This is a genomic window from Gilvimarinus sp. F26214L (genome assembly GCF_054401055.1).
Genome location: NZ_JBTIYG010000001.1, coordinates 107792 through 122476, shown reverse-complemented (window position 1 = coordinate 122476; position 14685 = coordinate 107792). Strand labels below are relative to the sequence as shown.

Here is a 14685-nt window from a genome sequence, read left to right as displayed (position 1 = left end):
ATGGAGTACAGAACTTTGACCAGCGACGACTCGGAAGCGATCACAAGCCTGTGCCGCGATCACCTGGAAGGGCGCATTTCCACCATCGAGTACCGCGCCCGGCGCAGGGCCCTTATTGATCGCATGGACAGGCGGTACAACGGCTTTTCCCGCGCGGACCGCACCGACTCCGAGCGCACCCAGCCGCGCCCGGGTGGAACCTGGGCACGCCATGGAAACTGAGCTCATGGAACCTGATAGCAACTGAGCCCCATAAAAACTGAGCACACGGGTTTGCGGCAGGAGCCGCAAACCTCCAACGCAAGTCGAACCGTGACCGGTTTGACTTGCAGGCCGGGCAAGCAGGTTCGGCCCCGGCAGGTATCAGGCAATCACCCTGAACCTGCCGGTTTCATCAACATCGATCCGCCCAACGCACAAGCAGGAACAGGTATGGAACTCGTCAAGCTTTTTCAATCCGGTGGCACCTTCATGTATCCCATTCTCGTGGTCATGGCCCTGGGACTCGCCATCGTGGTGGACCGCTTCATCTATCTGCTGCGCGCAGACAATGCAGCCAAAAAAACCTGGCAGAAGGTTAACCCCATGCTGCGCGCCAACGACTTCGACCGCGCCAGGCAAGCGGTGGCCAAAGGGGATAACCCAATGGCCCGGGTATTGGCTTATGGCTTTGCCCGCTTGAAACCCAGCGTGAAGCGGGAGCAACTGGAATCGGCCATGGAAGAGGGGGTCATGGAGGTCATGCCTCAGCTCTCCCAGCGCACTCACTATCTGGCAACCCTTGCCAACGTCGCGACTCTGCTTGGGCTGCTGGGTACCATTATTGGTTTGATCCAGGCATTTACCGCCGTTGCACAGGCGGACCCGGCGGAGAAGGCCAACATGCTGTCAGCCAGTATTTCGGTGGCCATGAACACCACCGCCTTCGGCCTTGTGGTTGCCATTCCCTTGCTGCTGTTTCATTCCTTCCTGGCCACCAAAACCAGCAAGCTCATCGACACCATCGAGATGGCGGCGGTCAAGTGTGCGAACCTGATGGATCGTGAGCAGAGCGCCCAATGAGATTCGCCCGTCGACGCTACTTGCAGGAGACCGTTGAGCTCAACATCACGGCTTTTTTGAACCTGATGGTGATCCTGGTTCCCTTCCTGCTGATCACTGCCGTGTTCTCACGGATGACCGTGTTGGAACTGAATCTTCCCGGTCTCGATGCAGACAATCAGGAGAGCCAGGAACCTGTGGACCTGTCCCTCCAGTTGATTGTGCGCGAGGATAGTTTCGACCTCGCCGACGCCAGCCTGGGCCTGATCCGGAGCATCGAGCGCACCGGTGGCGAGGACAACTGGCAGTTGTTCGGCGAGGTTCTGTTGGAGATCAAACGGCGCTTTCCCGAGGAACAGAGCATCACTCTGCTGCTGGAGCCGGGCACCAGTTATAAGACCATGATCGCGGTCATGGACCACGTGCGGTCCACGCAGGTGGTGGAGGTGGCAAGCCTGGAGTCGGTAGAGCTGTTTCCGAATATTTCCATCGGCGATGCGCCGCCACAGTCCGGGGCCGCCACCCAGGCAGGAGCAAGCCAATGAAAATGTCACGTCGTGCCCGGCGGATGGATCGGCACCACCAGATGGCGCGGTCGCCGGGGCTGAATCTGGTATCCCTGATGGACATCTTCACCATTCTGGTGTTCTTCCTTCTGGTGAACTCGTCCAACAGCCAGCAGTTGCCGAACAATAAGGAGCTACGGCTTCCGGAGTCCATTTCCGAAGTCGTGCCGGAAGAATCCCTCACCATCGCCATTACCCGCGAGCAGATTCTGGTGCAGGGTGTTCTTGTTGCCAGCCTCGCTGAGGCGCTCCAACAGACGGAGGATGTGATTGAACCGCTGAAGGAGGAATTACTCTTTCTGGCCGGTGGAGACGCGATCCCCAATTCCGCCGCCCCCGCGGACGGGCGGAGCGTCACAGTCATGGGGCACGAGGACATTCCGTATCAGGTGATCAAGAAAATCCTGCAAACCTGTCGACACGCCGGCTACACGCAGATTGCCTTCGCGGCCAATCAGATCCTCAAGCCGGAGGGCTGAGCTGATTGCAACCGCATTCTGAACGAGCAGGGAACGGGTTGCCCGCGATATTCGCCGCAGCCCATACATGCACCGAGAGAGTCTTCATGGACACAGCAACACCATGTCAGCGTTAACCTACAACCAACTGGCCCTGGCCTGGCATCCGGCCGGGGAGCGAAACAGGTTTTTCCAATTCCTGAGCGTGGGCATCCTGGCCCTGATACTGCTCATTGCGGCCGTCTTGTCCAGCATTGAACTCCCTGTCGAGGAACGCCGGCAACGGGCCAGCGTACCGCCCCGTGTGGCCCGGTTTATTGCCGAAGCGCCCAAGCCCCCCGAACCCGTGGAAAAACCGGAACCCAAGCCGCTGCCGCCCCCCAAGGCCGAACCCAAACCGACCGTGAAACGTGAACGGCCCAGCGAAGCGGAGCGCAAGCCGCTGACGGAAGCGCAGAAGACCGCAAGGGAAAAAGCCCAGAGCAGCGGCCTGCTGGCTCTGCACAATGAACTGTCGGACCTGATGGACACCTCCGAAATCGACGGCATGGTTGCGAGCGGACTCACATCCACCTCGGGGGGAACCGAGGCCGCCGCAGGCCATGAACCGGCTGCGATTACCGAGGGAACCGCCCGGGGCGGTGCCGGTGTGGACTCGGGCCAGTACGGCTCGCAGGTGAGTTCCACCACCTTAAGCGCCCGGGAAGTGGCGGCGGTGCGCAGCGAACTGTTCGCGGAGTCGGATGATTCAGCCGAACGCGGTACTGCCAGCGGAGGCGGCGAGGGGGATGGCCTTCGCTCGCGCGAGGACGTCACCATCGTATTCGATCGCAACAAGGGCACCCTCTATTCACTCTACGCCCGGGAGCGGCGCCGCAGCCCAGGATTGCAAGGCAAAATCGTACTCGAGATCACCATCGACCCGAGCGGTCGCGTGAGCCATGTGGAGGTGCTGTCCAGCGAGTTGAACAACCCCTCCCTGGAGTCCGGCATCGTGGCCCGAATAAAAATGTTCAAGTTCGAACCCATGGAGGTGGAGGAGCTCACGGTAACCTATCCAATCGAGTTCCTGCCCTCGTAGTCACGAGGACTCTGTTGGTCAGTGCTACCCGGTTCGCACAACAGGGAAACTCATGCCAAATGCTGATGCTACGGCGCTCCCGTGTCGCCATAATCGCGGCGCCCCGAATTCAACCCGGCGGTTAAACGCAGCGACGGACTCACTGCTAATCCGCGCCGACATAAAATCTATCAAGGAGGACATCAATGTCTAATTTATCATTCAAACTCCCGGCCCGCCTTGCGGCAGTGCTGGTTGCAATCACTTTGGCGGGCTGTGGCGGTGGCGGCGGCAGCAGTAGCGGGGCTGCGGTTCCACCGTCCGGCGATCAAACCCCCTCGGACTCCACGGCAGCCACTGCCAGTGCGGAAACCGAAATTTCCGTTCGGGAAGACATCGTGATCAGCTTTGACGAAGCCATGGCCCCGGAAACTCTGAAACTGGAAGGCTTCCTTGCCGATCTGGCCGACAAGCCCGCGTGGAACGACGATGCAACCAAACTCACCCTCAGCCCCTTCGAAGGCGCCTGGGAAAGCGGCATCCAGACCCTGACCGGCCGCGTGGAAGATAAGGCCGGCAACACCACCGATCTGGATCTGGAATTCGAGATTCGGTTGGTGTTTGAAACCTTCCAACCGGCGTCAGTGGTGATCGGGCAGGCTGATTTTGAGACGGTGGAGACCAGAACCGTAAACGCGAATCGCTTAGGTGAGGCAGTCGGCACTCCCAGTTTCAATGAGGGACGCTTATGGTTACCCGATTATGATCGAAATAGAGTGCTCGGCTACGACGGAATCCCTGAAGCGAATGATGCCAGTGCCACTTGGGTGATTGGGCAGAACGATTTTGAGAGTGACTGGAGAGGGACCAGCGCTTCTGAACTCTATGAGCCGTGGGTGGGAATAGAGCACCAAGGACGTTTTTATGTGCTTGACCGACGTAATAACAGAATAGCGGTCTTCGATAGCATTCCCTCCTCTCCCCCTGCAGTCGCCTCGTACGTCTTGGGCCAGCCAGACTTCCGAAGCCGAAGTCGAAACTGTTCCGAAAGTGGTTTTGATAACCCAAATAGCTTGCAGTTCGTCGATGGCAAGATGATTGTCGCTGACAGCGGGAATCATCGTGTGCTCATATGGTCCCAGACGCCAGAAACGTCAGGTGACACTCCGGATATCGTTCTGGGCCAAAGCAACATGGAAAACTGTGGATACAATGACAAGGACCAAAATGGTGTCGGCGATCGCGATACGGCAAGCGCCCGAACAATGAATCAGCCCACTGGAGTATGGTCCGATGGGGAGCGCCTCCTAGTGTCTGACACGAATAACAACCGTGTACTGATCTGGAACACCTTTCCGACTACAAGCTTCCAGCCCGCAGACCTGGTGCTGGGACAGTCTGGCTTCGATATGACAGAAATAAATGACGATGATCAGGACGGGATTCTCGACAATCCAAGTTCACGGACCCTTCGGCCCGAATCAGGCATATGGTCTAATGGTCTACAGTTGTTGATTGGCGACGAGCGGAACAACAGGATTTTGCTCTGGAACGAGTTTCCAACGGAAAACTTTCAAGCCGCTGACATCGTGATCGGACAGTCGAATTTCTATAATTCGGCAGGCAACGATGACGATCAGGACAACAGCAATGAGTGGCCCCCATCTGCACGGACGCTATATTCCCCCTCCGGACTTACAGTGCACCGAGACAAATTGGTGGTACTGGATTCCCTTAATTACCGCGCGCTCGTCTTCGAATCACGCTAGCCGCACCTCCCCAATGTGCAGTTCGATACTTAGGAACAAAAAGACACGCGCCAACCGGCAGCCCGCGCAAGCGGGCTTACCCAGTGTTATCCAAAAATTTATGCTGCTGTATCCAAGGACACCTTTTCTATGCCAGAGCTGGTTGGACTTTAAGCGCGATGAGGGACCTTAACTGAACCGCGCAGATAATAGAATTCACATCAAGGAGGACATCAATGTCTAATTCTCCACTCACATTCCAGGTCCGCCTGGCGGCAGCGCTGGTTGCAATCACTTTGGCGGGCTGTGGCGGTGGCGGCGGCAGTAGTAGCGGGGCTGCGGTTCCACCGTCCGGCGATCAAACCCCCTCGGACTCCACGGCAGCTACCGCCAGTGCGGAAACGGAAATTTCCGTTCGGGAAGACATCGTGATCAGCTTTGACGAAGCCATGGCCCCGGAAACTCTGAAACTGGAAGGCTTCCTTGCCGATCTGGCCGACAAGCCCGCGTGGAACGACGATGCAACCAAACTCACCCTCAGCCCCTTCGAAGGCGCCTGGGAAAGCGGCATCCAGACCCTGACCGGCCGCGTGGAAGATAAGGCCGGCAACACCACCGATCTGGATCTGGATTTCAAAGTTCGGCTGGTGTTTGAAACCTTTCAACCGGCGTCAGTGGTGATCGGGCAGGCTGATTTTGAGACGGTCGAGACCGGGACGGTAAACGCGAATCGCTTTGGTGAGGCAATCGGCACTCCCAGTTTCAATGAGGGACGCTTGTGGATTCCAGACGATGATAGGAATAGATTGCTCGGTTACGACGGTTTTCCCGAGACAAACGATACTAGTGCTACTTGGGTGATCGGGCAGAACGACTTTGAGAGCGATCGACCTGGAACCAGTGCATTCGAGATTGATAGGCCGATGGTAGGCCTCGAGCACGAAGGGATGTATTATGTGCTTGAGAAGGACAATAACAGAATTTCGGTTTTCGACACAGTCCCCGATTCGCCACCTGCGATTGCATCCAATGTTGTCGGTCAGCCTGATCTCGAAAGTGATGGAAGCTCGTGTTCCACGAACGGAATGTACAACCCACGGAGCATGATTATCGCCGAAGGTAAGCTGATTGTTGCGGATCGTAGTAATAACCGCGTTCTTATTTGGTCGGACGTGACCAGAAGTCCGTATGAAGGACCCGGTATCGTACTGGGTCAGAGTACGTTGGTAAGTTGTGGAAAAAACGACGATGATCAGGATGGAAAGCAGGATCGGCGTCCTAGCGCTCGAACACTTGATTATCCCACGAGTGTTTGGTCGGATGGGCGGCGACTCGTGGTGTCTGACTCGAACAACCGTGTTCTGATTTGGACACCTTTCCCGACCACCGATTTTCAACCTGCCGATCTGGTGCTGGGGCAATCGGATTTTACCAACTATCCAATAGAACCCGATGCTAGTTCGCGGAATTTCATGTGGCCTGAGGGAGTGTGGTCCAACGGCGTTCAGTTGGTTGTCAGCGATAACGGCAATAATAGGATAATGATTTGGAATGAGTTTCCGACGGAGAATTTTCAGCCCGCGGAGATTGTCTTAGGGCAGTCCGATTTTGTTGCAAGGGCACCCAACGACGACGACCAGGAGGGAAATGCAGATGAGTCACCATCAGCACGAACGCTTTATGAACCTATGGGCATTACGGCACACAGGGACAAACTCGTGGTAATGGACTCACGCAATTATCGAGCACTCGTTTTCGAGTCACGCTAGTTGCATTTCGCTCTAACCTTCAAATCACGTTAGCGCGAACTATGATCGAAGGTTCGTTCCCACGAGTCTTCGATCTTCCATCTGTGCGGTGGACATCTGGCCCACATGGCCTACGGTTCTCTCGGATTGCAGTGAAGATGGGAATTGATAACAGCACCTGATTTACCTTCTCATGATCTCTGAAGAATCTCAGACTTTGTTCTGATGAATCTCATGTCGGTTGGCACCATAATCAGTTCCGGTCAAAGGCAACCTCACGCCAAATGAAGCATTCTCTCACCTCGGAACACGTCGATTTCCTACAGATGGCGACCTGTCGGTTGGCTAAGGTACGGCTGATCCGGGCGGCAGTTCGGTAGTGTGTGGGAGGATGCGAATGTGTGACCTTACTCACATTTGTAGCGCCGCAACGGGCAGACAGTTGGATGCCGGTGCTCGCACAGCGCACGTGCAAAGAAGAGAGAGAATAACGACCCGGGATTAACCCGCACAACCAATTCCGTTCGGCACGGCGCCCGCTCGCGATCGAGGGGCGCATCACATGTTCAGGGATCAACATGCGCCACAGTTCTTCCAGCTCCAAATCCACCTCCACATGTCTGACAAAGAAGCTCCCGCTACCCTCACGCCGGCAGCTTTGTCTGGCGGTCGCGGCCGCTTCCCACCTTCTGGTTGCGGGCCGGGGTTACGCCGGCCCCACCGGCGGGCAGGTGGTGGGGGGCACCGGGTCGATCCACGACTCCGGTAGTAGCACCATCATTGCGCAACAATCGGAGCGGCTTGCCATTGACTGGGCGAGCTTCAACGTGGGTGCGGACGAGCAGGTCCAGTTCGTTCAACCCAACTCATCCTCCATCGCCCTCAACCGGGTGCTCAGCCATAGCGGGTCGGAGATCCATGGCCGGATTGATGCGAACGGGCATGTGTTTCTTGTGAACCCTAACGGAGTGTTCTTCGGTGAAGGGGCCCGCATCAACGTGGGCGGAATGCTTGCCAGCGGCCTGGACGTGGACCCTGCTGATTTCATGAATGGCGATTACGCCTTTTCAGCCGTTGAAGGCAGTGAAGGGCGGGTGGTGAACGAAGGAATCATCCACGCGGCCACCGGTGGGTCCATCGGCCTGCTGGGTCGGCAGATTCGCAACGAAGGCATTATCAGCGCGAACCTGGGCGCGGTGAACCTGGCGGCGGGCAACGAAGCGGTTGTTACCTTCGAGCCCAACGGCCTGATCGGGGTTCGCATCACTGAGGCGGTCCTTCAGGAGGATCTGGGTGTAGATGCGGCCATCATCAATAATGGAACGATCAGCGCGAGCGGGGGCCGCATTCTGTTGAGCGCCAGTACCAGCGAGGATATTTTCTCGCAAGCGGTGAACAGCGGTGGCCTGAGCGACGACCGCAGCGTTGTGGTACACGAGGATGGCAGCTTCACTCTTGGCGGTGGGGCAGACCTCGTGAATACCGGGACCATCAGCGCGTCGTCCGACCACCGTGCCGGAGATGTGGTGCTGCTGGCTGAAAATGTTACCAGCAGTGGAACCATTGCCGCGGATTCAGCCCATGACGAAGCCGGAAGTATCGAGATCCATGCGGCCGATACCGCGCTGCTCACGGAACAGAGCCTGACCTCCGCCCGTTCGGAAGCGGGGGCAACGGGAGGGCACATCAAACTGCTGGGCGACCGGGTCGGTCTTTTCGACGATGCGAAGGTGGACGTATCCGGTGCACTGGGAGGCGGGGAGGTGCTGCTGGGCGGCGACTTCCAGGGTCGCAACCACCAGGTCCGCAACGCCTCACGCATCTTCGTGGACGAGGGAGCAGCGGTCTACGCGGATGCGCTCACGAACGGTGACGGGGGGCGCATCATTGTATGGGCTGATGAGATCACCCGTTTTCGAGGCACGGTGTATGGGCGCGCGGCTCTGGACGGGGAGGGCGGATTTGCCGAAGTTTCGGGCAAGACCCATCTGGAGTTTGCTGGTTACAGTTATCTGAATGGCGCGGGCTCGGGCGGTTTTGGAACGCTGTTGCTGGACCCGGAGAATATTACCGTTGAAAACACGGAACCTTCCGAATCCAGCGACTTCGGATTCGACGATTATGTCGGTGATGGTATCTCCATCGATCCTTCAACGATAAAGACTGCGCTTGAGAGTAGTGAGCTGGTTCTGCAAGCTACGGACAGCATCTCAGTTCTTGAAAAGATCAATGCATCCGACCAATCAAACACCTTGCGGATGGAGGCGGGTAACAGAATTAGCATCGAAGCGAACATTGATGTTGGCAGTGGGAATCTGGAGTTTGTTACAGGACGCAACGGCTGCGGGTCGAATCCGTCGGCTTGTGCGGCAACGGACTCCTTGGGCAGAAGCTTCACCTTGGCATCCGAGAAAGAGCTGGTTACTACAGGCGGTATCAGCATCTTTTCGGCAGATGATGTTGATATCAAGGGATCGATAGGTTCCGGCTCTGATCGACCCAATGAAGTCACCATCCGGGCGGGGAACAATATCGACATCGGCATCGATGGCGAAATCGACGCCAACGGTACGGTTACGCTCTCCGCCGGCGACTCTTCGGATGAGGTGACGGAAAGCATCAACCCGAATGGAACCACATATGCCAGCCTGAACATATCCGGCAACCTCTCAACTCGAGGTGGGGATGTGGTCCTGAACGCTTTGTACGACCCGGGCCTGGCAGCCACCGATCCTGCAGGCGTTTCTCGGGGCGCGGTTGTGCTAGGAGGAGCAATAGACACCGGCGGCGGCGACCTGTTGGTTGGCGAGTGGAGTGCGACCGGCGAACTGCTTGAATCTGTGGGAAGTGTGACCGTTAATGGTTCGTCTGGTCTGGACAATGTTAGCGACATTCGCATTGGGGCAGTTGAAAAAGTCGATATCGACGCGGATTTGATGACCGATGGCGGTAACGTCGAGATTCATTCCGAGGGAAACCTGACCACTCGGAACATCGATACTAGCTCCGATGGAGGTGACGGCGGGGCAATTACGCTTGCGGCCGATGAAATCGCCCTGGTTGGCCACATTCTGTCCCAGGGGGGATCCAACGAGGGACAAGGCGGAGCCGTGAATATCAATGGCAACCTCACCCTCCACTCCGACACCGAAATCCGCACGGGCGCCGACGGCAGCGACAAGCGCGCGGACATTACCATCACCGGATCTGTCAACGGCTTCTCGGGTTCGGAGGAGTTGACTCTATCCGGAAACAACATCCAGCTCGAGGGTCACTTGGGAGCCGGAAGCGGACTGGGCTCCGTCGAGCTGAGTTCGCAAAACGCAATCACCATTGGGGACGGGGAGGATGACTACTACAACATCACGGCATCAGAACTGAACGTTGGTGCGGGCGGCGCCTTTGAATCGGGCGACCTCCGCGCATCCCTCGAGGTTGATATTGCGGCGGAAACCATCCACACCGGGGCGATTAACACAACCGGTGCTCACGAGGCCAATGGCGGTAATGTCACCCTTGCAGGGCGAACCATTCGCACCGAGACCATTACGGCCAACGGCGGAACGGTTCCTGCTCCGGATCCAGAAACGGATCCAACGCCTCATACGGCTGCAGGGTCGATTCAGATCACAGCAACCGCCTCGGGTGGTGAAGCGGCGTCCATCACCATCGCAGGGGACCTTATCGCGAAAGATAGCAATGGAACCACAAAGACCCCGCAGTTGAACATAATTGACAACAACGTCGGCCTGGAAAACTCTGTCACTTTCAGCGGCCCGGCTTTTGTCAGCCAGAACGTCAAGGTGAATGGCGAAGGCAACACCACGCTCAACATCAGCGAGCCGGCGAGCGACTGGAGAGTCGACGGAAGCGGCTCCGGCACAGTAAAGGCCCTTGGTGCGGCTTCCGGGGTTATTGAGTTCGGGCAGGTGCATACGCTCGTCGGGAGTGCCGGTGACGACACCTTCACCCTGGCTACCGGCGATCAGTCGGGCATGACGATCCGGGGAGGTGGAGAGGCGACTGGCGGTGACAAGCTGGTGGGGTTTGATCAAGAGACCGTTTGGACCCTTACCGATCCTGGAAACGGATCTCTGGACTCGGGCCTTACTTTCGAAGGAATCGAAAGCCTTCGGGGCGGTGATCAAAAAGATACCTTCAGAATATCGCCATCCCAGCTGGGTCTGATTGACATCGACGGCGGCGACCGAGCAGGCAACTCGGAAAACACTCTCGATTTCTCGGGAACCGGCGGCGAAATCGAAGTGGAGTTGGGGTCGGCCGCCTGGGACAGGATCAACAACATACAAGTGGTTCAGGGCAACGGCTCCAGCAGCACCTTGCGGGCCGGGAACGATGGCAATACCTGGACCATCAACGGTGTAAATTCCGGTGAGGTCTCTGGGTACAGGTTTACCGACTGGGCCCATCTCGTTGGTGGAAGCGGCGATGATGAGTTTGTGATCGGATCGGCGGGCCGCATCGAAAGCATTGACGGCGGTACCGACGGAGTCAACAAACTAACCGGCAGAAACGACGACAATATCTGGACGATCTCCGCCACCGTCAACTCTCTCGCCACCGACGTCAACTCCAGCGCTCCCTATGTGGAGAGCTTTTCCAACATCCAGCAACTGCAGGGCGGCGGGGCGAAGGACACCTTCACCATACAGACCGCATTCGCGGGTACCATTCTCGGAGGCGCGGGAGATGACGAGTTCTACCTTCAGGGTGATGGTAGCGTCACCTCGCTGGACGGAGAGGATGGGTCCGATCTCTTGATCGCCCGCGACGAGCACAACCTCTGGCAGCTCACATCCGCCGGCAATCAGCTCGGCATCAAGGTCAGTGCCGACGATACGACTGTGTACGTGGACAGTTTCGCGAACGTGGAGACTCTCCAGGGGGGCTCGGCAGTCGACGAGTTTCAGATCGACGCCAACTTCGGCGGAACCATCCGCGGCGGGGACGGTGCTGACCTTTTTGTCTTTGGCAGCAGCGGGGTGGTGGATACCATTGATGGAGAAGCAGGCAGCGATACGCTTCAGGGGCGGGATGAAGAGAGTTACTGGACAGTGGCTGGACTCAACGCAGGCGGAGGACCCAATGGAGCGATTGCTGGCGGAGGTTACATCGCATACCTGAACAGCTTCACCGACGTGGAGCACCTCCAGGGCGGGCGCGCAAACGATTGGTTCGCCGTTCAGGGTACTGGGAGCGTCGCGGGCCACATCGATGGCGGTGGAGGTATGGACGTTCTCGACCTTGCCGCAGCCAACGGCGCCTACCACGTGGAGCTGGGTACCGAGCTGGACCTTACGGGAGTTACCGGCACAGGGCTGCACGCGACGGGCATGTGGGGGGTTGAGGGCAATGGACATGAAGGTTCCACATTGCGGGTCGCCGCCGGCAGCAATCACTGGCTGATCGAGGGCCTGGACCGGGGGCGCGTCAACGGCGTCCTGTTTACGAACTTCGCGAACGCGACCGGCGGATCGGGAGAGGATCACTTTCTCTTTGATGGTGCGACGGCCGGTCTGAGCGGCCTCCTGGATGGAGGCGGCGGTGAGAATAGCCTCACTGGCCGCGCTGAGAACACGGACTGGTATCTGGATGGGGAGCTCAGTGGCCACCTGGTGCGCGCTGGCGATTCGCCAGGGGATGCCTATGCGCAGTTTTCCAATGTGCAGACCCTCGCAGGGCGTGGCCTGGAGGATTCTCTGGTGGGGCGCAATCAGGACAACCACTGGATCATTACGGACATGGGTACGGGCTCAGTGGGCGCGGACACAGCTTCCCCCACCGATACGGTGGCGTTTTCAGGGATGGCCAACCTGCAGGGTAATGCCGGCGCTGACATCTTCGAATTCGATGGCGGGCGCATACTCGGAAACCTCCGCGGCGGTGCCGGGGACGATCTGGTTTCCATGTCCAGCGACTCCGTCGGGGGCGACGTCTTTGGCGAAGACGGTAATGATCAGTTTGATGTTGAAGTTCTGGACGGCGCCAGCGGGCAGCTGTCCATCGATGGCGGCGCTGACAAGGACACAGTGAACATCACCGGCGGGTCCGCTGCTCATCAGGTTGAACACGCGCTTGCAACAGCCGGCGGTGGCGCTTTGCGTTATACAGACGGCGGTGCAGTGTTCACACTTGGTTACTCCGCCCTGAATACCGTCAACGACGATTTTGTGGCCGATTCCCTTCGGGTGGGCGGAACCACGGCGACCGACGACCTGGTTCTCGGGGACAATCTATACCGTCTCAACGACTTCACTACGGTGACGTTTACCGGTAAGAACAACCTGATCGCAGCCTTCGGCAACGACGATAAGGTCGCGCTCGAAGGACGCATCGAGGTTGACGGTACCGTGGAGATCACCAACGGCACGGTCACCGCGGGTACAAGCGGCCTTATCGTCGCGGATCGGCTGCTTCTCGATGGGGTCGGTACAGTCGGCGATGCGGGTGCGCGTCTGCGGAGCAATGTCTCCGACCTGGCCGTGGTCAATGGTCGCGGGGACATCTTCCTCCAGGAGCAGAACGGGCTGCGGATTGTGAATTTTGACAGCGCGTCGAATTTCGATGTTCAGCTCATGAATGGAAACCTCAGCGCGAATACCGCACTGGTGTCCACACAGAGCTTCTCCGCCCACGCGCTCAATGGGGATTTGTTGCTCACCGAGCAGAATGCGCTATCCGGAAGTCTCGAGCTCGATGCCTCGGGGGCCATTGAGCTGGTCAACACAGATACAACCACATTTTCCGGCTTACGGGCACAAAAGCTGGCCGTGACCTCGTCGGGCACCATCAAAGGATCGGGGGCCATCGAAGTGAGCGGGCTGTCCACCTTCGAAACCGAGAGCTCCGTGCTGCTTGAGAACACTGGCAACGACTTCGGCTCCCTGGATATCACCGCCAACGGCCAGGTGTCGGTCGTCGACAAGAACACCCTCACCATCAGTGGTATTACCTCCGAGGCCGGGGTGTCTGTCAGCAGCCGTGACAACTTGATCGTGGATGGAGTCGTATCGGCGACCAATGGACTAAACCTGGAATCCAGCAATGGCGACGTGACCCAGAACGCAGACCTGGATGGGGGCGACATCATGGTAAGCGCAATGGGGGATATCACCATGGCCGGTGATGCCCGCTCCCGGGCCAGCGGCGAAATCCGTTACGACGCCGACAGCATGGGCCTGGGCAGCCTGGAGGCGCAGACCGTGGAGCTGAATGCTTCCGGAGCAATTGGTGACAGGAACGGGGATGGACTCAATGTACTTGCCGAGCGCCTGAACATCGTTGCCGAGTCCGGAGTGGGGGCGAATGATGCCCTGGAGACAGGAGTAGGCTTTCTTTCCCTGAGTAACAATCGCGGCGACGCGCGCATCATCAACGATCGTGAGCTGACCGTTACCGGCCTGCGCTCTAACGGCAACATCGCTCTGGTGAATACCTTCGGGAATGTCATCCTGGACAATACCGACGGTGCGCTCTATTCCCGTTCTGCAACCGACGCACGGCAGGCCGGAGGCACGATTGACGCAAACTACGAAGTGGGAGGTCTGCTGATTGATGTGGCCAACGGCAACATTCTGGCGGCGGGTCCCCCCAATGGTGACGATCCGATCATCGCTGCGCGCAACGCGAGCCTGGTCACTCCACGGGGTGGTATCGGCGAACCGTACATGCCCCTGGTGGTTCACGTGAAGGACAACCTGGTGCTCGTGTCCGCCCTGCCGAGCTGGATTCAGTTTGCCTTTGAACAGGAGCCGGCAAATGTGGACGATTCCCAATCGATCTCCGGCGACGTGATCGACTTGATCACGTCCGGCAACGAGCAACTGGTGGAAATTGAAGGACTGGAGGATGTGGACCCAGCCGTGTTCACTAATGTTCGCAACTACTCCTACGACGATACCTCCATTCGCCTGCCCCCGGATCAACGCTACGACGACGATGACTATTGAGGTTATCGCTGCAGAGCGCATTGAAGAAGCTGTAGGGCGCAGAGGAAAGCACGGCGCCCGTAAGCCCCTGGAGGGGTGGAAATGTACGAATCAG

The 14685-nt window shown here is 58.0% G+C and carries 8 protein-coding genes; all 8 read left to right on the top strand.

All coding sequences use genetic code 11. The annotated features are described in order from the left end of the window. A complete protein-coding gene (locus tag ACURWW_RS00480; RefSeq protein ID WP_445615043.1) occupies positions 1–222 on the top strand; it encodes a hypothetical protein in 222 nt (73 codons plus the stop codon). Between the two features lie 210 nt (positions 223–432). Further along, positions 433–1062, top strand: coding sequence for a MotA/TolQ/ExbB proton channel family protein (locus tag ACURWW_RS00475; protein ID WP_445615042.1), 630 nt, complete (start codon positions 433–435; stop codon positions 1060–1062). Then, the gene (locus tag ACURWW_RS00470; protein ID WP_445615041.1) at positions 1059–1586 is read left to right on the top strand and encodes an ExbD/TolR family protein; all 528 of its coding nucleotides are present in this window, start codon (positions 1059–1061) and stop codon (positions 1584–1586) included. Before ACURWW_RS00475 ends, ACURWW_RS00470 begins: the two co-directional genes overlap by 4 nt. After that, positions 1583–2086, top strand: a complete 504-nt coding sequence (locus ACURWW_RS00465) for an ExbD/TolR family protein (protein WP_445615040.1) — start codon at positions 1583–1585, stop codon at positions 2084–2086. The genes ACURWW_RS00470 and ACURWW_RS00465 overlap by 4 nt, the downstream gene beginning before the upstream one ends. 103 nt (positions 2087–2189) lie before the next feature. Further along, entirely contained in the window at positions 2190–3146 is a 957-nt protein-coding gene (locus ACURWW_RS00460; RefSeq protein WP_445615039.1) for a TonB family protein, read from the top strand. A 185-nt stretch (positions 3147–3331) separates the two neighbouring features. Continuing rightward, entirely contained in the window at positions 3332–4894 is a 1563-nt protein-coding gene (locus ACURWW_RS00455) for a hypothetical protein (RefSeq protein WP_445615038.1), read from the top strand. A gap of 215 nt (positions 4895–5109) precedes the next feature. After that, positions 5110–6642, top strand: coding sequence for a hypothetical protein (locus ACURWW_RS00450; protein WP_445615037.1), 1533 nt, complete (start codon positions 5110–5112; stop codon positions 6640–6642). 557 nt (positions 6643–7199) lie between these two features. Continuing rightward, complete coding sequence (locus tag ACURWW_RS00445; protein ID WP_445615036.1) at positions 7200–14591, top strand: two-partner secretion domain-containing protein; 7392 nt, start codon at positions 7200–7202, stop codon at positions 14589–14591. Positions 14592–14685: the final 94 nt, after the last annotated feature.